Raw genomic sequence first — 19,439 nt, forward strand, 5'->3', positions numbered from 1 at the left:
TTAAATACTCTTTTTTTGTATGCATTTTAGTGGCCCACAACTGTAACGTGGTCTGCGGGCAGGGCATTTATGGAGTCTCCGGGCGGCCTGCCCCTCTGCCCGCCCGTCCGCCTGTCCGCCCCGGCGCTGACGTGGTGGCGCAAGCTGCGTACAATGCACGGTATTTTCAACTTTTCAGCCCGCCGCACACGCGCTACACTAAAGGCAGGAGAACCGTCATGAACCATATGTATGCCAACCGTCGCGAAAAATTGCGTCAGGCCATGCGGGCTCGCGGTCTGGATGCGCTGCTTGTCAGCCAGGCTGCCAACCGTTTTTATCTTTCGGGTTTTGAACTGCACGATCCGCAGTATAATGAAAGCGCCGGCAGGCTGGTCATCACCGCCGACGGGCGCGACTGGCTCGCCACGGACGCGCGCTATCTGGACGCCGCCGCCCGCCTGTGGGATGCGGAACGTATTTTTATTTACGGCGGCTACGCGGCACGGGATATTTACGGACTGCTGCGGCGCTGCGGCGGGCGCATCGGCGTGGAGGCGCAGGGCATGAGCCTGGCCTTTGCCCGCGACCTGCGCCAGGCCGGGCCGGGCCTCTACTGCGAAGCTGCGGACGGCCTTGTGGAGCATTTGCGCCGCATCAAGGAGCCTTGTGAAGTGGCGGCTCTGGAAAAGTCTTTCGCTCTCAACCACAAGATGCTGCAATGGGTGGAAAGCCAGTTGGAGCCGAGCCGCACAGAGACCCAGGTCAGTTGGCTCATTGAACGCTTTTTCCGCGAAAATGGCGCTTCGGAACTGGCTTTTGCCAATATTGTGGCTGTGGGAAAAAATGCGGCCCTGCCCCACGCCATACCCGGCGAGGACGTCATCACGGACAACTGCCCTGTGCTCATTGACGTGGGTTGCCGCGTGGACAGCTATTGCTCTGACCAGACCCGCACCTTCTGGGTGGGCGAACAGCCCACGGACGAATTCCGCCGCACCTATGATCTTGTGCGCCAGGCGCAGACCGCCGCCATTGAATCCATGCGCCCCGGCCAGCCCATGCGTGACGCCTATGGCTATGCCCGTGCGGTGTTTGAAAAGGCCGGAACGGCAGAGGCGTTCACCCACGGCCTGGGGCACGGCGTGGGGCTTGAAACCCACGAGGCCCCCAGCCTCTCGCCGCGTTCGGAAGGCGTGCTTGAGCCGGGCATGGTGGTCACGGTGGAGCCTGGCCTCTACTACAACCAGTGGGGCGGGGTGCGCTGGGAATATACTGTGCTGGTAGAAGAAGACGGCGTGCGCATTTTGTAGGCCCGCGCTTTACGGTGCCCGCGGCTCCGAGATGCTGCCGGGGCGTTGTGGCGGCGGCGCTGTGGCGCAGACCGGGAGTTTCGCCCGTGTTGCGAGGTCGCCTGGGTGTCGCGCCCGTGACGACTGATCGCGCTCTGTGCATTAATTGGTCATAGCCGCATGAGTCATAAAAATACGGAAAGCCGGGGGCAATCCCGGCTTTCCGTATTTTGGCGTGGGGTATGGTGCGAAATCGCATGGCGAAACCTTGGGCGGGGATGCCTGGTAGAGCCTCTCTCCAACGTCCCGTCCCAGATCAGAAAACCCTTTCAACCCCTCAAAACTATAATAAAAGTTTTAGGGGGTGGGGGTGTGGGGGAGGGGACCCTTTTGCAAAAGGGTCCCTCCCCCACAAAGCATTTTAACGTGAAACTACTCTAAGGAAGCACTGATTAAAGAGCCTCCTGGAAACGCGCAGTTATTTCGTTTGGCAAGGCGCGATCTTTTTTTGAAGCAGGAGTGGACTCTTCTGTCCTCGACTGTTTCAAAAAAAGTGAAGCAACGCCGCCAAACGGAATAAATCAGCGTTTCCTTATATTTTGCGAACCTCGGTGTACCAAGCGGCAGCTTCTTCAAGCAGCTTGTTGGTACGGGCGGCGAGGGCCTGCGGGTCCTTGAGGTAGCCGTCCAGCAGCAGGCTGGCGTCAAAGAGGCCCTGCGTCATTTCGGCCAGGGTCTTGTCGTCCCTGTCAGCCTTGAACATGCGCAGCATGTTGCGGAGCAGGGGATGGTCGCGGTTGACTTCCAGCACCTTGACCGGCAGGGAATCGTCCTTTTGCATGACCTTGAGCAGCTTTTCCATAGACGAGGACATGCCGCCGTCAGGCGAAACGAGCACGGCTGGGCTGTCGGCCAGACGGTGCGAAACACGCACGTCCGTAACCTTGTCGCCAAGAACTTCCTTCATTCTGGCCAGCAGGCCCTCAAAGCTGGTGGAGTCCTCGCCCGAAAGGGGGGCAACGGCTTCGCGGGCGGGCTCTTCCTTGTCGGCAAAGTCCTTGAGGGCGTCGTCGGAGGCGGCCTCCACGGACTTGAATTCCCATTCCTTGTAGCGGCCAAGGCCGTCCATGACGAATTCGTCAATGGGTTCAAAAAGGTAAAGAACTTCAATGCCCTTCTGGCGGAAGCGCTCCATGTGCGGGTTCAGGCGGGCGGCCTCGCGGTTGGGCGCGGCCACAAACCAGAACGTCTTCTGGCCCTCGGGGGCGCGTTCCATATAGCCGTCAAGGCTGGTCAGAGCCTCGGCGTCGGCCAGGGTGGAGGAGTTGAAGCGCAGCAGGGTGGTGACGCGCTCGCGGTTGGCAAAATCATGATAGCCCAGTTTGAAGACCTTGCCGTGCAGCCGCCAGAAGGCGCTGTATTTTTCGGCATCGTCGCGGGCGAGTTTTTCAAGGTGGTTGAGGGTCTGCTTGACGATAACCTGGCTGATCTTGCGCAGAACCACGTTTTCCTGAAGGGTTTCGCGCGAAATGTTCAGGGGCAGGTCTTCGGTATCCACCACGCCCTTGAGAAAGGCCAGGTATTCGGGGATCAGCTCCTTGTTGCGGTGCTGGATAAGCACGCGGCGGGCGTAGAGATCAAGCCCCCAGAAGTCCCGGTCGGAGCCGAAGAAATCCTGTGCGCTGTCGGGGATGAAGAGCAGGGCGTTGAACTGCACCGGGGCGTCCACCGAAAAGTGCAGTTCGTCCAGCGGGTCAGCGCTGTCGTAGGTAAGGGCCTTGTAAAAGGCCGCGTACTGCTCCCTGGTGATGGAAAACTTGGGTTCACGCCACAGGGCAGGCTGGGTATTGGCCTGCTCGTTGTCCACAAAAACGGGAAAAGGCACAAAGGCAGAATGCTTGCGAATGGCCGACTCCACGCGGAATTTTTCAAGAAATTCCACGGCGTCGTCCTTGAGCCATGCCTTGATGACCGTACCGCGCGCAGGTTCGGCCTCGTCGGACTGGGTCACGGTGTAGGTGCCAAGACCGTCGCTGGTCCAGGTGTGGGCCGCGTTGTCATCGCCAAAAGCTGGGCGTGAGGTGACGGCAACCTTGTTGGCCACCATAAAGATGGAATAAAAGCCCACGCCAAAGCGGCCGATAATGTTGGCGGCATCAGCCACGGCTTCTTCGCCGTCATCGGTTTCGTCGCCGCGCCCGTTGCCGGATTTGGCCTTGGCGGCGTTTTCGGCCGCGATGTCGGCCAGAAACTGCTCGGAACCGGATTTGGCTATGGTGCCCAGGTTTTCGGACAATTCCTCTGCCGTCATGCCAAGGCCGGTATCGGCGATGGTGAGGGTTTTGGCGTCCTTATCAAGGGTTATGCGTATCTCCAGCGGCAGGTCGGGCAGCTTGGGGCTTTCGCCGCGATTGACGCGAAAGCGCAGCTTGTCCAGCGCGTCCGAGGCGTTGGAAATGAGTTCACGCAAGAAAATCTCACGATTGGTATACAGAGAGTTGGTCAGGATGTGTAAAACCTTACGCACCTCTGCACGGAATTGGCGGGGTTTTTTACCAGCCTCTGCCATGACAAACCTCCTGAAAAGTGATATCTTTAGAGGTAATGCAGCTTCCAGTTTTTTCAAGAGCTGCAAGGGCATTGTTGTGAAAAAAAATGGGTTCACGGTTTACGGCGAGGGCATTTTCGTCATGGGGACGAGGTATTTAAACCAGCGCCACGCAAGGAAATAAGGTGATATCGATATTCATAATCACTTGCCATCAATGAGCGAAAAGAGTAAGCACAAATAGGATATATAAGGAGGGCCTAATGGACGTTGTAATGCTTTCGCGTCTGCAATTTGCTGTGGCCGTGTTTTTTCACTTTATTTTCGTGCCCCTCACGCTGGGCCTCTCGGTAATCATTGCCCTGATGGAGACCCGTTATGTACGTACCGGGGACGAATTCTGGAAAAAACAGGCGAAATTCTGGGGCAAGCTGTTTGTCATAAACTTTACCCTGGGTGTGGTGACCGGTATCACGCTGGAATTCCAGTTCGGCACCAACTGGTCACGATATTCGGAATACGTGGGCGACATTTTTGGTTCGCTCCTTGCTATTGAGGCCACGGTGGCCTTTTTTCTTGAATCCACGTTTCTTGCGGTGTGGCACTTCGGCTGGAACCGCGTGGGCAAGAAGCTGCATCTGGCCTGCATCTGGCTGGTTGCCCTCGCGGGCAACCTTTCCGCCCTGTGGATCATCCTTGCCAACGGATTCATGCAGAATCCCGTGGGCTACTACATCAATGAAGTCACAAAGCGCGCGGAACTGGCGAACTTTTACGAGGTCGTCACCAACCCCTATGGCTGGGGCATGTTCGCGCATACGATACTTGCTTCGTGGGTACTTGGCGGCTTTTTTGTGCTTGGCGTTTCTTCCTGGCACTTGTTGCGCGGCAGCAATACCGACTTTTTCCGCCGCGCGTTCAAGATGGTGGCGCCCTTTACCCTGATTTTCGCGCTGCTGCTGGCCCTTTCGGGCGACCAGCAGGGCAAGACCGTGGCCAAGTATCAGCCCGCCAAGCTGGCGGCGATGGAAGCGCACTGGGAAACACATACCAACGTGCCCTTCTACCTGCTGGTATGGCCTGACGCCGAAAATGAAACCAATACCGTGCAGGCCATCGGCATTCCCGGCCTGCTGAGCTGGATCGCCTTTGACGACGTGAATGCCGAAGTCAAGGGCCTCAAGGCCTTTGCCAAGGAAGACAGGCCCCCTGTGCTGCCGACCTTCCTTACCTTCCGCACCATGGTCGCCCTTGGCGGCATATTCCTGGCGCTTTCCTTCTGGGCCTTTTTGCAACGCAAAAAGGATGCGCCCAACAGCCTGCTTCTCAAGCTGCTTGTGCTCAATATTCCGCTGCCCTACATCGGCCTGATGGTGGGCTGGGCCGTGACGGAGATTGGCCGTCAGCCCTGGATAGTCTATAATCTCATGCGTACAACGGATGCCGTTTCGCCGGTTCCGGCCGATAACGTGCTTATCTCGCTGATCGCCTTTATCGGCGTGTACTCGCTGCTCGGCATCCTGGACATCTATTTGTTGCGCAAATTTGCCATCAAGGGCCCGGACGCCCAGGAGGTGTAGCCATGCTGGAAACCATCTGGTTTGTGCTGTGGGCATTGCTGTGGGCCGTGTACTTCATTCTGGACGGCTTTGACCTTGGTATGGGCACGCTTTTGCCTTTTCTGGGCAAAAACGAGTCGGAACGCCGCATCATGTACAATGCCGCCGGGCCGTTCTGGGACGGCAACGAAGTGTGGCTTATCGCCGCTGGCGGCGTTACCTTCGCGGCTTTTCCCAAGGCCTATGCAGTCATGTTCAGCGCGTTGTACGCGCCTTTGCTGATGTTGCTTTTCGCCCTGATCTTCCGGGCGGTATCCTTTGAGTTCCGCAGCAAGGTCGAGCACGATGCCTGGCGTAGCCTGTGGGACTGCGTACACTTTGTGTCCAACCTGGTGCCCTGCATCCTGCTGGGCGTGGCCTTTGCCAACCTTTTTATGGGTATTCCCGTGGACGCCCAGGGCGTCTATCACGGCAACCTGCTTGCCCTGCTCAATGTGTACGGGCTGGCTGGCGGCGTGTTCTTTCTCTGCATGTTCGTGCTGCACGGCTCGCTGTGGCTGGCCATCAAGAGCCGCGGCGACCTGCAAACCCGCGCGGTAGCCACGGCCAGCTTTATGTGGCCCATCATGCTGGTGCTGCTGGTGGCCTTTCTTATTCTCTCGGCTTTTTATACCAAGCTGTTTGATAACTACCTGGCCATGCCCATTCTGCTGGTGCTGCCCCTGCTGGCCCTGGCAGGACTTGTGGGCGCGCGCATCATGCTGCGCGCGGGCAAGCTCTGGTGCGCCTGGGCCTTCAGCGGCCTGTTCATCCTGGGCGTCACCTTCTTCGGCGTTGTGGGCATGTTCCCCGGCATGATCATCTCTTCCATTGATCCTGCCGCCACCGTGACGGCCTTTAACGGCGCTTCAAGCCAGCTGACGCTCAAGATCATGCTTGGGGTGGCCCTGGTCATGGTGCCCATCGTGCTTCTGTATCAGTTCTGGATGTACCGGCTGTTCTCCGAGCCGGTGCTGCCCAAGGATCTGGACGACGACCACGCCTATTAAGGCTGCTGCAAAATGGTTGAAACAAGGCCGCGCCCCCAAAGGGCGCGGCCTTGTGCATTATAAAGAAAAAGAGGAAGGTTGGAGAGTAGGTATTTTGAAATGCTTTGTGGGTGAGGGGCGTGGTTGGTCACGTCGATGGCGACTTGAAGTTTTGTGGGGGAGGGACCCTTTTGAAAAAGGGTCTCCTCCCCCACACCCCCTCCCCCTAAAACTTTTATTGTGGCCTTGATGCTCCAATCCTACAGGCTGTTTGTCGCTTCTTGTTCACAGCCGCGCCAGACTGAACTCTCCATAAGGGAGTGTGTGCGGGCGCAAAAGGCATAGTGAGGAGCGGTGTCGGCGGAGGAAATTATGAAGAAGACAGCAATGGCCTTGTGGCTCAGGATGCGGCCAGGACGGGCCGGGAAAGAAAACGGCCCTGTTATGGTGGAAAAAGCGAAGGTCGGGCGATTTTTGCCAGCAATGGCCCTGTGTCTTGCCCTTGCCCTCAGCCTTGGCGCGTGCGCGCCACGCGAATATCGGCCCCTGACATTTGAAGAACAGCAAGACCTTGAAGCCTACCGACAGTGCAAAAGGGAGGCGACAGAGATGAATCCGGAATGGCGGGGTGACACGAGCTACTTTCCCTGGCGGGCCTATTTTGACATGTGCATGCGGCGTATGGGCGTGAGCGACGAGCGGATGAAGCATATGCGCATCTGGATATAGCGGGTTTTTGGCCTTAAAGACCTGGGGCTCTTGTGTGCGGGCTCTTGTGAGCGGGCTCCCGTGTGCAGGCTCCCGACATGCAGGCTGCACCCCAACATACAGACAAGAAAAACCGGGGAAGAATCGTTATGCGGATTCTTCCCCGGTTTTGGCGTTTGGCTTTAGCGCTTACAAAGACGAAATTTGCGATGGTGTGGCGCATGGCAAGCGCTTCGCCGAGTTGCCCGTTTCGGAGTAAAAAAACTCCGAACTATTCGTAACTATACTAAAAGTTTTAGGGGGAGGGGGCGTGGGGGAGGAGACCCTTTTTCAAAAGGGTCCCTCCCCCACAAACTCTCTCACCCCCCACAAAAAAACTTCAACCCACTCAACCCACTCAACCCATTCAACCTTCTCAGCCCTAGTCGTCGCCCACCTTGAGCGCGGCCAGAAATGCCTCCTGCGGCAGTTCCACGTTGCCCATGCGTTTCATGCGGCGTTTGCCTTCTTTCTGCTTTTCAAGCAGCTTACGCTTACGGGTGATGTCGCCGCCGTAGCATTTGGCGGTAACGTCCTTGCGGAAGGCGGAGACGGTTTCGCGGGCGATGATTTTCTGTCCGATGGCGGCCTGAATGGCGACCTGGAAGAGCTGGCGCGGGATGCTGCGTTTGAGCTTGAGGGCCAGGCCGCGTCCGTAGGTGTAGGCGCGGTCGCGGTGTACGATGACAGCCAGGGCGTCAACGGTTTCGCCATTGAGCATGATGTCGAGGCGCACGAGGTCGGAGGCCCGGTAGTCCAGGGGATGATAGTCCATGGAGGCATAGCCGCGTGTGGCGGACTTGAGCCTGTCAAAGAAGTCGTACACGATTTCGGCAAAGGGCAGTTCGTAGGTGACCACCACGCGGTTGGAAGCGAGGTAGTGCAGGTTTTTCTGGGTACCGCGCTTTTCTTCGCAGAGCTTCATGACGTTGCCCACGTATTCGTTGGGCACATGGATGTCCATGTTGACGTAGGGCTCGTACAGGGTGTGGATCTTGGTAGGATCGGGCAGATGGCTGGGGTTGTCGATTTCCAGCGTTTTGCCGTCATTGGTGTCGACCTTGTACACCACTGACGGCGCGGTGGCGATGAGGCCGACCTCAAACTCCCGCTCCAGCCGTTCCTGAATGATTTCCATATGCAGCAGGCCAAGAAAGCCGCAGCGAAAACCGAAGCCCAGGGCCTGTGACGTTTCAGGCTCATAGGAAAAGGCCGCGTCGTTGAGTTGCAGCTTTTCAAGGGCGGCCTTGAGGTTTTCGTAGTCCTCGGATTCTGTGGGGTAGAGCCCGCAGAAAACCATGGGCTTCACTTCCTTGAAGCCGGGCACGGGGCTTGTGGCAGGGCGGTCGGCGTGGGTGATGGTGTCGCCCACGCGGGCGTCGCCCAGTTCCTTGATGGAACCGCAGAGAAAACCCACTTCGCCGGCCAGCAGTTCCTTGACGTCAGCGGCTTCGGGCGAAAAGACGCCCAGGCGCAGCACTTCATAGTCCTTGCCCGTGCTCATGAGGCGCACGGTTTCGCCCTTGCGGATGACGCCGTCCATAACGCGAAAAAGCACCACGACCCCCTGGTAACTGTCGTACCAGGAGTCGAAAATAAGCGCCTTGAGGGGGGCGGCCCTGTCGCCCCTGGGCGCGGGCAGGTGATTGACGATGGCTTCAAGCACGGCGTCAACGCCCATGCCCGTCTTGGCGGATACGGACAGCGCCTGGGAGCAGTCGAGGCCGATGCTTTCTTCAATATCGGCCTTGACGCGCTCGACCTCTGCGCTGGGCAGGTCTATCTTGTTGAGAACAGGCAACACTTCATGGTTGTGGTCAAGGGCAAGATATACGTTGGCCAGGGTCTGCGCTTCCACGCCCTGGGTTGCGTCAACCACCAGCAGCGCGCCTTCGCAGGCGGCCAGGGAGCGTGATACTTCGTAGTTGAAGTCCACGTGGCCGGGCGTGTCGATGAGGTTGAGCTCATATTCCTGACCGTCGGCGGCAAAGTAGGGCAGGCGCACGGTCTGGGCCTTGATGGTGATGCCGCGCTCGCGCTCCAGATCCATTCTGTCCAGATACTGCTGGCGCGCTTCACGTTGGCTGACCACCTTGGTCAGTTCAAGAATGCGGTCGGCCAGGGTGGACTTGCCGTGATCGATATGGGCGATGATGCAAAAATTGCGTATATTTTCCTGCTTGACCATATTTTTTCCTGCGTAAAGTCTGGTTGCGTAGCTGATCTGTATAGCCAAGATTTGTCACGAAGTCCATGCAAAGGCCAGCGGTTTCACCGGGGCAGGGCAGGGGCTTGTGCGGTGGATTTCAGCCTTTTTGCAGCCTTGCGCAGTTATGTGCAGGCGAATGGAAGTGTTACCCGTCCAGCGCGTGAGTGTGCGGCGCACAGCAACATTGTGTTGATTCGATAAAAATGGCCTTTCGACAGAGTGGGGATTTGAAATATGAGGCGTTTCAGCGGAGATATGTTCGAATGGAGCACTGATTAAAGAGCCTCTTGGAAACGCGCAGTTATTTCGTTTGGCAAGGCGCGATCTTTTTTTGAAACAGGAGTGGACTCTTCCGTCCTCGACTGTTTCAAAAAAAGTGAAGCAACAGTGAAGCAACGCCGCCAAACGGAATACATCAGCGTTTCCCCAAAAAACAAAAAAGGCCGTACAGCGTAAAACGCCGCACGGCCTGTCAGATCTGAACAAAAACGGTCTAGAGCAGTTTACGAATGAAATGAGTTAAATGCTCTGCAAGGATTTTTCTGAAAATCCTTGCCACGAAATGCGAGTAGGCGGGCTTTTGCCTGCCGTACGCGAGCATTTCAAGTGTTAAATGCTCTAGCGGAACTGTGCCAGTTGCAGGCGGATCAAAGCCCTGTGCAATGCGGCTTCAGCGCGAACCGAATCAATCTGCTCGTCATGGCTGGCAATGCGCTGTTCGGCGCGTTCTTTGGCGGCCATGGCTCTTGCTGTGTCGATATCCTGCGCCATTTCGGCAGACTCGGCCAGCACGGTGAGCACGTCGTTGTTCACGTCGGCGAAACCGCCGGAAATGAACACGTGTTCCTCCTTGCCGCCAGCCAGCTTGTAGCGCAGACCACCAATCTTGAGAGCGGAGAGCAGGGAGACGTGCTTGGGCAGCACGCCGAATTCGCCTTCAACACCGGGGCAGACGGCCATTTCAACTTCGCCGCTCACCACGGTTTTGTCCGGCGTCACCACTTCCAGTTGCAGTGTGCCCATAGGTACTCCTTCGCTCCTGATATGCCAGATGCGTTTGTCCAGTGACCGCGCCACAAGGCACGGTCACTGGTCTTTCAACGATCTAGTTTTCTTCCTGCAGCTTGCGCTGCTCGTACTTGGCCACGGCCTGTTCGATGCCGCCCAGCATGTAGAAGTCGCCTTCAGCCATGTGGTCGTACGCGCCGTCCAGGATGCCCTTGAAGCCCTTGATGGTATCTTCAAGCTTCACATACTGGCCGGGGGTACCGGTGAAGGTTTCGGCCACGTGGAAGGGCTGGGACAGGAAGCGCTGGATGCGGCGCGCGCGCGCCACAGTGAGCTTGTCTTCGTCCGACAGTTCGTCCATGCCGAGAATGGCGATGATGTCCTGCAGTTCTTTGTACTTCTGCAGCACCATCTGCACGCGCCGGGCCACCATGTAGTGATCGTCGCCCACCACGTCGGGAGCGAGGATGCGCGAGGTGGAGTCCAGCGGGTCCACGGCGGGGTAGATGCCAAGTTCTGCAATCTGGCGCGAAAGCACGAGCGTGCCGTCCAGATGCGAGAACGTGGTAGCCGGGGCCGGGTCGGTCAAGTCGTCAGCGGGCACGTAAACGGCCTGCACGGACGTGATGGAACCGGTGTTGGTAGAGGTGATGCGTTCCTGAAGCGAACCAAGGTCCGTACCAAGGGTGGGCTGGTAGCCCACGGCCGAAGGCATGCGGCCCAGAAGGGCGGACACTTCGGAACCGGCCTGGGTAAAGCGGAATATGTTGTCGATGAAGAGGAGCACGTCCTGATGTTCTTCATCGCGGAAGTATTCCGCGCAGGCCAGGGCCGTGAGGGCCACGCGGGCACGGGCTCCCGGAGGCTCGTTCATCTGGCCGTAGACAAGGGTGGCGCGTTCCAGAACGCCCGCATCCTTGAGTTCGTGATAGAGGTCGTTACCTTCACGGGTGCGTTCACCCACGCCCGCGAAGACCGAGGAGCCGCCGTGCTGCTTGGCGATGTTGTTGATCATCTCCATCAGAATAACGGTCTTGCCCACGCCGGCGCCGCCGAAGAGGCCCATCTTGCCGCCCTTGGGGAAGGGCACAAGCAGGTCCACAACCTTGATGCCGGTTTCGAGCAGCTCGACCTTGGTGTTCTGGTCGGTGAAAGCCGGAGCCGGACGGTGGATGGGATAGTACTTTTCAGCGTTAATGGGGCCCAGTTCATCCACGGGGCGACCGATAACGTTGAGGATGCGGCCCACGGAGGGCTTGCCCACGGGCACCATGATGGGTTGACCGGTGTCAACCGCTTCCATGCCGCGCACCAGACCTTCGGTGGCGTCCATGGCGATGGTGCGAACAACATTGTCGCCCAGGTGCTGTGCAACTTCACAGACCAGGTAGGGGGCGTCGGTGTTGTTCGGATTATTGATCTCCAGGGCGGTGAAGATATTCGGCAGGTTGCCGTCGGTGAACTCAACGTCCACAACAGCGCCGATAACCTGGACGATTTTACCGATGTTTTTGCTCATTAGTTGGCTCCTTAACCCTTCAGCGCTTCAGCGCCGCCGACGATGTCGATGAGTTCGCTGGTGATGGAAGCCTGCCGCGTCTTGTTATAGAGCAGGGTCAGCATGTTGATCATCTCGTTGCAGTTGCGCGTGGCGTTGTCCATGGCGGCCATGCGGGCCGCATGTTCGCTGGCAGATGTGTCCAGCATGCCACGGTAAACCTGCACCTTGACGTAGCGGGGCAGAAGCTCCGCCAACAGCTTTTCTTCCTGCGGCTCGTAAACGTATTCGCAGCGCGCTTCTCCGGCTTCTTCGGCGATTTCTTCAGCCTCGGGCGTTTTCAGGGGCAACAGGCAGAGACTGCGCGGGGGCTGCTGCCCCATGGACACAAACTCGCCGTATATGAGCCACACTTCGTCGAGACCAAAGGTTTCGTAGCCGTGAATGACTTCCTGGGCCACGGAGCTTGCCAGGGCAAAGTCGATGCTGCCCATGCGGTCTGCATAGGCTTTGACAATCTTGAAGCCGGCCGCCTTTACGGCGTCACGGCCCTTCTTGCCCATGCAGACAAAGCTCACTTCAAGGCCTTCCGCTTTTTTCTCTTTGGCGAGCCTCAACGCAGTGGCAATGATATTGCCGTTGAAGCTGCCGCAGAGGCCGCGGTCAGAGGTCACCAGCACAATGGCGCAATGCTTCTTTTCCTCATGCTCGGCCAGCAGGGGATGGGCGTTGCCCTCCACCTTGCTCGACAGTTCGGCGAGCACGTCGCGGTATTTGGCCGCGTACGGCCTGAAGCGCTCGATGCGGGCCTGAGCGCCACGCAGCTTCGCCGAGGCCACCATATTCATGGCCTTGGTGATCTGCTTGGTCTTACCGACCCCCACGATCTTCATTTTTACGTCTTTGAGTGAAGGCATGCTTTTCTCCCGGATATTGGGGGCCCCTAGGCCGTCCAGCCCTGCTTGAAGGCGGCAATAGCCTCGGTAAGCGCTTTTTCCACAGCCTCGTCAATGACTTTCTTTTCTTTAATGGCGTCAAGCACGTCTTTCCTGGTGTCGCGCAGGAAGGTCAGCATGGCGGCTTCAAAACGGCGGACGTCTTCCACCGGTACGTCATCCATAAGTCCGCGCGTGGCGGCGTAAATGGAGGCTACCTGTTCATTGGAAGGCATGGGCTGGTACTGGGGCTGCTTGAGCAGTTCCACCAGGCGCGCGCCGCGGTCAAGCTTGGACTTGGTGCCCTTGTCCAGGTCGGAGCCGAACTGGGCGAAGGCCGCCAGTTCGCGATACTGGGCAAGGTCAAGACGCATTGTACCCGCCACCTGCTTCATGGCCTTGATCTGGGCCGCGCCACCCACGCGGGACACGGAAAGGCCCACGTTAATGGCCGGACGCACACCGGCGTTGAAGAGGTTGGGTTCCAGGTACACCTGACCGTCGGTGATGGAGATCACGTTGGTGGGGATGTACGCGGACACGTCGCCAGCCTGGGTTTCAATGATGGGCAGAGCCGTCATGGAGCCAGCACCGAGACTGTCGTTCACCTTGGCCGCACGTTCGAGCAAACGAGAGTGCAGGTAGAACACGTCGCCGGGGAAGGCTTCACGTCCCGGAGGACGACGGAGCAGCAGGGACATCTGGCGATAGGCCACGGCCTGCTTGGAAAGGTCGTCGTAAATGATGAGGGCGTGCTTGCCGTTGTCGCGGTAGAACTCCGCCATGGTGCAGCCCGTGTAGGCTGCAATGTACTGCAGCGGCGCGGGGTCGGACGCGGTAGCCGAAATGATGGTCGTGTACTCCAGAGCGCCGTGGCGACGCAGGGTATCGGCCACCAGAGCCACCGAGGACTTCTTCTGGCCGATGGCCACGTAGAAGCAGTGGATGTCCGTTTCTTTCTGCGCCAGGATGGCGTCGATACACACAGCGGTCTTACCGGTCTGGCGGTCGCCAATGATAAGTTCGCGCTGGCCGCGGCCAATGGGCGTCATGGCGTCGATGGCCTTCAGACCCGTAGGCATGGGCTCATGCACGCTTTTACGCGCGATGATGCCGGGGGCCTTGATTTCCACGGGGCGCACTGCGGCAGCCTCGATGGGGCCAAGGCCGTCGATGGGCTCACCCAGGGGGTTGAGCACACGGCCCATAACGCCGTCGCCGACAGGCACGGAGAAGATCTTGCCGGTACGCTTGACCGGGTCGCCTTCCTTAATGCCCACGTCCGAACCGAGCAGAGCGACACCGACGTTGTCCTCTTCGAGGTTGAGCACCATGCCCATGACGCCGCCGGGAAATTCCAGCAGTTCCATCGACATGGCGTTCTGCACGCCGTAGACGCGGGCGATGCCGTCACCAACATAAAGCACGGTGCCGGTTTCGCTCATTTCTACGCGCTGCTCGTAGTTCTGGATTTGATCCTCAATGATCTTGCTTATCTCTTCCGCTTTGATCTGCATGTGCTATTCACCCCTCTTGAATGTCTCCCGGAGGATACCCAATTGCGCGCGCAGACTTGCGTCCAGCACCCGGTCACCCATTTTGAGCACCATACCCCCTAGTATGTCCTTGTCGACAGCAAAGGTGAGCTCAATGTCGGCGCCGGTTTTCTGTTCCAGCGATTCTTTGAGTTTGGCCTTTTTGTCGGCAGGAAGTTTGACTGCCGTGACGAGTTGGCCACGCACTATGCCCTTGGCTTCGTCGAGCAGTTTGCCATACCAGGCGGAAATTTCGCGCAGAAAGGCGAGCCTTTCCTTGTCTGCCAATAAAAAGCAGAAGCTGCGCATAGTCTGGTCGGCCTTGAGCTTGCCCAGCAGCTTGTCGAGAACTGCCTTTTTTTCCTCCACGCCGATCACGGGACTTTTGAGGGTCAGGTCAAGTCCCGGCGTGGCGACAAGCATTTCACCAAGAGCGGCAAGGCATTCACCCCGCGCACTCAAGGCTTCGTCCCCATCCTTTTTGCCCAACGCAAAGATGGCGTTGGCGTACCTGCGTGCAACCACGGTGTCGATCAATGGAGCACCACCTTTTTAAGGGAGTTGGCGATAAGCTTGTCGTGGGCTTCGGCATTGAGCTTGCTGCTCAAAGCCTTTTCGGCGGCGTCCACGATTTCGTCCGCAATGACGGCGCGCACTTCAGCAAGCACGGTGCGGCCTTCATTTTCAGCGGTCATGCGCGCCTGCTCCACAATTTGCGCCGCCTGACGGTGCGCCTCTTCCACAATGCCCGCTTTCAGGTTTTCGGCCTGTTTGCGGCTTTCGGCCAGAATGGCTTCACGCTCCTCGTTGAGGCGCGCGATGCGCGATTCAACGGCGGCCAGCTGTTCCTTGGCCTTGGCGCGGCGTTCATCCAGGTCGTCCAGCGCTCCGCTGATGGTCTCGCGGCGATTCTTGAAGAAGCGCTTGGCCAGTCCGCCAACAAAGTACCAGAGGATGCCCGCAAAAATCACGAAGTTCAGCACGCGCCAGCCGAAGTCCCCCCAGCGCGGTCCCCCATGCCCTTCAGAGGCCAGCGCCTCAAAAGGAATGAAGACAAGCGCGGCAAGGGCAATAACGAGCGGCAGGATAAAACCCGCGTGTTTCCATTTGCTCAAAGCCCACCCCCCTCTGTTCAGAGAATAATGCAATAGCGTAGACTGTGCCTAAAGAAACCGGATCGCCTGAGGGCGTCCGAAAAGAAACCGAAAAAGCGCAAAAACTAACCCTTGAGAAGCTTGGTCGCCAGCCGGGCGGAAAAATCGCTCACCTGGTTTCTCAGCTCATCAAGGGTCTTGGCAGCCTGTGCCCGCAGGGATTCGCGGGTTTCGGCAAGGATGTCGCGGGCACTTTTTTGGGCTTCGCCCACCAGCACCTGCTGTTCAACCGTGCCTGCGGCGCGGCCTTCTTCACGGGTCAGACCGGCGTCCTGACGGGCGCGGGCCAGTTCGGCCTCGTAGTTGGCAAGGCGTTCCGCAGCCTGGTACTCGAAAGACTCGGCCTCTTCGGCCATGCCGTCCATGATGCCGTTGCGCTTTTTTATGATATCGCGGATGGGGCGGATAAGGAGGATGTTTAGCACATAAATGGCGACCAGAAAGTTCACCAGCTGAAAGATCATTGTAATGTTAAGATCCAGCATGCCGCATCCTCCCGATGATGTCGGATTGTAGGAATGAAAAAGACATTAAGCCCTTGCAACATATCTCCTTGCCCCTGTTCTGTCAAAGGGTATTGGTGACAAATTTCGCAAACTCTGGAAGTTTTTTAAAAATCTTATTTAAATTCAGGATGTTAAAAAACAGATGCCCGAAGCCTTCTGAGGCTTCGAGCGAGAAAGTGATTCTGCCGCCATGTGGCTGGCAACAGCAAGGCGCGCCTTTTCGACCATTTTGGGGGTGTGAAAGGGCTTTGGGATCATGAAAGAAAACACTTGCGGAATATAATCGAATATCGCAAGTTGATTGGTTGCTCAGACAAGGATCCAGTCGGTGGGGCCGTATCCCCGCTGTTCAAGCCAGTTTGCGGCCTCTTCGGCCGCGCCATGCGCGGTCAGGGCGTTGAGGATGCGGCAGCGGCCTGGCCCCGGCAGGGCCTCCCGGCCCAGCACGGGCACGCCGCCCACCACATTGCCGATCTTTCTGGCGTCAATATCTATATACGCGGCGGGGCGCACGCCAAGCCGCCACAGGGGCGCAAGCCTTCTGCGCGCCATGCGGCCGCCGCCAATGACCCAGACCTGCGGGTGGAAGGGGTTGTGCCGTTCAAGGTGACGGGCCAGCCACAAAGCCCGCAGCCTGTCGCAGGCATCCGCCGTATAGCGCCCGTCCGTCCTGGTGGCGCGGTCAGGGGCGTCGTTCCATACCAGAAGCGCTTGCGGCAGTTTTTCCATAAGCGCGCCCTCGTGCAGCCAGCGCAGCCACAGTTCCCAATCTTCGGCAAAATTCCCGTCAGCATAGGGGCCCCAGCGGTCAACCGCCTCGCGCCGGTACATGGTGGTCGGGTGGCAGACCGGCGTATCCCTGAAGCGGTTGCGGCTGATCTCTGTGGGGGATTGCAGGCTGTTCTGCCAGTCCACGAAATGCGCAAAACCGTAGGCAGTGGCGCGGTCGCCGCCAAAAGCAGCCAGGCTGGCCGAAAGCGTGAGTGCGCTCTTGCCCCAGAGATGGGAGGTTTGCAGGGCCAGCCGCTGGGGATGGGCCGTGTCGTCGGCATCCATACGGGCGATGAAGGAGCCGCGCGCCGCTGCCAGTCCGGCGTTGAGGGCGGCGACAATGCCGCCGTGCGGCATGTGCAGAACACGCAGCCTGTCCTGGGCGGCTGTTTCGGCGGCGCAGGTTTCCAGCAGGGCGGCACTGTCGTCCGTGGAACCGTCGTTGACCACAATGATTTCAAAGGAAGGGAGGGGACACCCGGCAGTTGGCTCCTGAACAAAGAGGCTGTTCAGTGCCGCTTTCAGCGTGCGTGCGGCGTTGAATGCCGGCAGAACCACCGAAACAAGGGGCGGCGCGTCTGCGCGCAAAGCGCGGGCTTTATTCACGGTCAGGGGCGGCCTCGGGTCGGGCGGGCTGCCGGGCACTGCTTGCGGCGGCATCTTCGTTTTCCACATTCACGGCGGCGGCTCGGTGTGGTGCGGCTTTGCGGCACGGCGCGGCTTCGGAGCACGGCGCGGCTTCGGAGCACGGCGCAACTTCGCGGTCTGTCATGGCTTCTGGGCAAGGTACGGCCTCTGCGTCCTGTGCGGAAAGGCTGTCCAGAAAATCCATGGCCAGTGAGGTTATGCGGCGCGGGGGCTGGCTGGCGTCCAGATGGTGATGCGCGGTTGCATGATAGAGCGGCAGACGTTCGTGCAGCACCTGCCGCACTTCGTCCCTGATGTCCGCGCCAGTGAGGGACGGGCGCTGCTCCGCCAGGGGATTGCCGGAAAGCCGTGCCGCCAGCGCCTCCACGGGAGCGGACAAATAGAAAACATGCCCCTGTTCGCGCATGAAAATACGATTTTGTTCGTCCAGCACCATGCCGCCGCCTGTGGCAATGACGGCTCCCTGAGGGTGGATGGCTGTGACAGCCCGCAGCGCATCGCTTTCGCGTTTGCGAAAGCCGGGCCAGCCCTCTGCTTCCACGATCTCGGCCACGGTGCGCCCCGCCTGTTCAAGAAGGTAGTGGTCGGTATCGATAAAGGGCAGCGCGAGGCGTTGCGCCAGCAGGCGGCCGATGGTCGTTTTGCCGCAGGCTCGTGGGCCCACAAGGAATATGAGAGGCATGGGGCTTCCTGATGGCTATGGCAGCCCGGTGGACCGCGCAGGGTTCAAGGTAATTCATGGCGGCGCGCTGCGCTGACGCCTTCGCGGCGGGTGTCTGCCCGCGCAGCCGTCAGAGCAGTTTCAAGCGGCAGCCGTTGGGCGACGAAGAAGCCTTACGGATGGCGACAGCATCGCTTGTGAAATTGGTCTAATAAACCACTGATTGAAGAGCCTCCTGGAAACGCGCAGTTATTTCTTTTGGCAAGGCGCGAACTTTTTTCAAGCAGGAGTGGACTCTTCCGTCCTCGACTGTTTCAAAAAAGTGAAGCAAGTCCGCCAAACGGAATAAATCAGCGTTTCCCTAATAAACCACGCTGTAGGACATGACTTCCGGCCTGTGGAAGAAAAACTCCACGCGGCGGTTCATGGCGCGGCTCTGCTCGTCGATGCCGGGCTTGAGGGGGCGGGTGTCGCCATAGCTGACGGCGCGCATGCGCGTGGCCTTGACGCCGTGCTGCACCAGATAGTTGACCATGGCTGCGGCGCGCGCTCCGGACAGTTCCCATGCGGACGTGAAGGGCGGGGCCGTTTCGGCCGAATCGGCATGGCCGCGCACCACGAGGTACAGATTGTATTCGTCCATGAGGCCAAGTACGGCGGTCAGCACCCTTTCGCCGTCAGGCAGCAGATCGACGCTGCCGGGCTTGAACATGATGTCGGAGTTGACGCGCAACTGAACACCCACGTCATCGGCGCTGATGCCCGAAGCGCTCTGGGGTATGGCGTCGGACATAAGCATCTGCTTGATTTTCTGGGCAATGGCGTAATGGGACTTTTCGACTTCAGATATCTTGATGTCGCGCGCGTCGATTTTGTCCGTATTCTGGATAAAGGGATTGTTGGAGACAGGCGAAGTGGAACTGGAGTCAAAGTTACGGTCGCCGCTGAAATAGGCGGCAAGACCCGCCCGAGTTTCGGGCGGCACCATGCTGAGAACCCAGAGCAGGAGAAAAAAGGCCATCATGGCCGTTACAAAGTCGGCATACGCGACTTTCCATGCGCCGCCGCCCATAGAGAAAACTCCTTACCGTGTATGCCTCGCGCAAGAAGCTCACGCGAGGGGCTGTCATGCCTGTCCCCAGGCCGTCCCCATGTAAACCAGTGGCTAATCAGGACAAATCCTGGGCAAATATGGACAAATCCTGGGCAAATCAGAACAAATCCTGGGCAAATATGGACAAATCCGGGGCAAATCCGTGGCAAACCGGGCAAACCGGGCAAACCGGCCAAGCCGGCCAAATCCTGGGGGGGAGGGGGCAGAAGCGCCCTGCCTTTTGCCCGTCCCGGCCTTTGGACCATTA

General features: G+C 58.6%; 16 protein-coding genes. 4 read left to right on the forward strand and 12 right to left on the reverse strand.

Translation table 11 applies throughout. The features are described from left to right. The first annotated feature begins 218 nt into the window (after nt 1-218). The gene (locus tag RBR41_RS10050) at nt 219-1,292 is read left to right on the forward strand and encodes an aminopeptidase P family protein (RefSeq protein ID WP_320352436.1); all 1,074 of its coding nucleotides are present in this window, start codon (nt 219-221) and stop codon (nt 1,290-1,292) included. Between the two features lie 571 nt (nt 1,293-1,863). Here RBR41_RS10050 and htpG read toward each other — a convergent pair. Further along, complete coding sequence (gene htpG, locus RBR41_RS10055; RefSeq protein WP_320352437.1) at nt 1,864-3,840, reverse strand: molecular chaperone HtpG; 1,977 nt, start codon at nt 3,838-3,840, stop codon at nt 1,864-1,866. A gap of 242 nt (nt 3,841-4,082) precedes the next feature. Between htpG and RBR41_RS10060 the strand changes: the two genes are divergently transcribed. From RBR41_RS10060 to RBR41_RS10070, 3 genes are all read left to right on the forward strand, one after another. Next, a complete protein-coding gene (locus tag RBR41_RS10060) occupies nt 4,083-5,399 on the forward strand; it encodes a cytochrome ubiquinol oxidase subunit I (protein ID WP_320352438.1) in 1,317 nt (438 codons plus the stop codon). A gap of 2 nt (nt 5,400-5,401) precedes the next feature. Then, complete coding sequence (cydB, locus tag RBR41_RS10065; RefSeq protein ID WP_320352439.1) at nt 5,402-6,427, forward strand: cytochrome d ubiquinol oxidase subunit II; 1,026 nt, start codon at nt 5,402-5,404, stop codon at nt 6,425-6,427. Nucleotides 6,428-6,778: 351 nt separating this feature from the next. Then, on the forward strand, nt 6,779-7,135 hold the full coding sequence (locus RBR41_RS10070; protein WP_320352440.1) for a hypothetical protein: 357 nt from the start codon (nt 6,779-6,781) through the stop codon (nt 7,133-7,135). A gap of 400 nt (nt 7,136-7,535) precedes the next feature. Here the strand turns inward: RBR41_RS10070 and lepA are convergent, their stop codons facing one another. The 11 genes from lepA to RBR41_RS10125 form a co-directional block, all read right to left on the reverse strand. Continuing rightward, a complete protein-coding gene (gene lepA, locus RBR41_RS10075) occupies nt 7,536-9,341 on the reverse strand; it encodes a translation elongation factor 4 (protein ID WP_320352441.1) in 1,806 nt (601 codons plus the stop codon). Between the two features lie 639 nt (nt 9,342-9,980). Then, entirely contained in the window at nt 9,981-10,385 is a 405-nt protein-coding gene (locus RBR41_RS10080; protein ID WP_320352442.1) for a F0F1 ATP synthase subunit epsilon, read from the reverse strand. Nucleotides 10,386-10,467: 82 nt separating this feature from the next. Then, nucleotides 10,468-11,889: a F0F1 ATP synthase subunit beta gene (gene atpD, locus RBR41_RS10085; RefSeq protein ID WP_320352443.1), complete on the reverse strand. Its 1,422-nt coding sequence runs from the start codon at nt 11,887-11,889 to the stop codon at nt 10,468-10,470. A gap of 11 nt (nt 11,890-11,900) precedes the next feature. Next, a complete protein-coding gene (locus tag RBR41_RS10090; protein ID WP_320352444.1) occupies nt 11,901-12,785 on the reverse strand; it encodes a F0F1 ATP synthase subunit gamma in 885 nt (294 codons plus the stop codon). A gap of 26 nt (nt 12,786-12,811) precedes the next feature. Beyond that, nucleotides 12,812-14,320, reverse strand: a complete 1,509-nt coding sequence (atpA, locus tag RBR41_RS10095) for a F0F1 ATP synthase subunit alpha (protein WP_320352445.1) — start codon at nt 14,318-14,320, stop codon at nt 12,812-12,814. A gap of 3 nt (nt 14,321-14,323) precedes the next feature. After that, nucleotides 14,324-14,875, reverse strand: a complete 552-nt coding sequence (gene atpH / locus RBR41_RS10100) for an ATP synthase F1 subunit delta (RefSeq protein ID WP_320352446.1) — start codon at nt 14,873-14,875, stop codon at nt 14,324-14,326. Beyond that, on the reverse strand, nt 14,872-15,453 hold the full coding sequence (locus RBR41_RS10105) for an ATP synthase F0 subunit B (RefSeq protein WP_320352447.1): 582 nt from the start codon (nt 15,451-15,453) through the stop codon (nt 14,872-14,874). The genes atpH and RBR41_RS10105 overlap by 4 nt, the downstream gene beginning before the upstream one ends. 104 nt (nt 15,454-15,557) lie before the next feature. Continuing rightward, nucleotides 15,558-15,977 carry an ATP synthase F0 subunit B gene (locus RBR41_RS10110; protein WP_320352448.1) on the reverse strand — a complete coding sequence of 140 codons (420 nt, stop codon included), beginning with the start codon at nt 15,975-15,977 and terminating at the stop codon, nt 15,558-15,560. A gap of 330 nt (nt 15,978-16,307) precedes the next feature. Beyond that, entirely contained in the window at nt 16,308-17,429 is a 1,122-nt protein-coding gene (locus RBR41_RS10115; RefSeq protein WP_320352449.1) for a glycosyltransferase, read from the reverse strand. Next, nucleotides 17,368-18,099: a shikimate kinase AroL gene (gene aroL / locus RBR41_RS10120; protein WP_320352450.1), complete on the reverse strand. Its 732-nt coding sequence runs from the start codon at nt 18,097-18,099 to the stop codon at nt 17,368-17,370. Before aroL ends, RBR41_RS10115 begins: the two co-directional genes overlap by 62 nt. A 340-nt stretch (nt 18,100-18,439) precedes the next feature. Further along, complete coding sequence (locus RBR41_RS10125) at nt 18,440-19,150, reverse strand: flagellar motor protein MotB (RefSeq protein ID WP_320352451.1); 711 nt, start codon at nt 19,148-19,150, stop codon at nt 18,440-18,442. Nucleotides 19,151-19,439: the final 289 nt, after the last annotated feature.

Origin of the sequence: Desulfovibrio sp. (assembly GCF_034006445.1) — a bacterium.
GTDB lineage: Bacteria > Desulfobacterota > Desulfovibrionia > Desulfovibrionales > Desulfovibrionaceae > Desulfovibrio.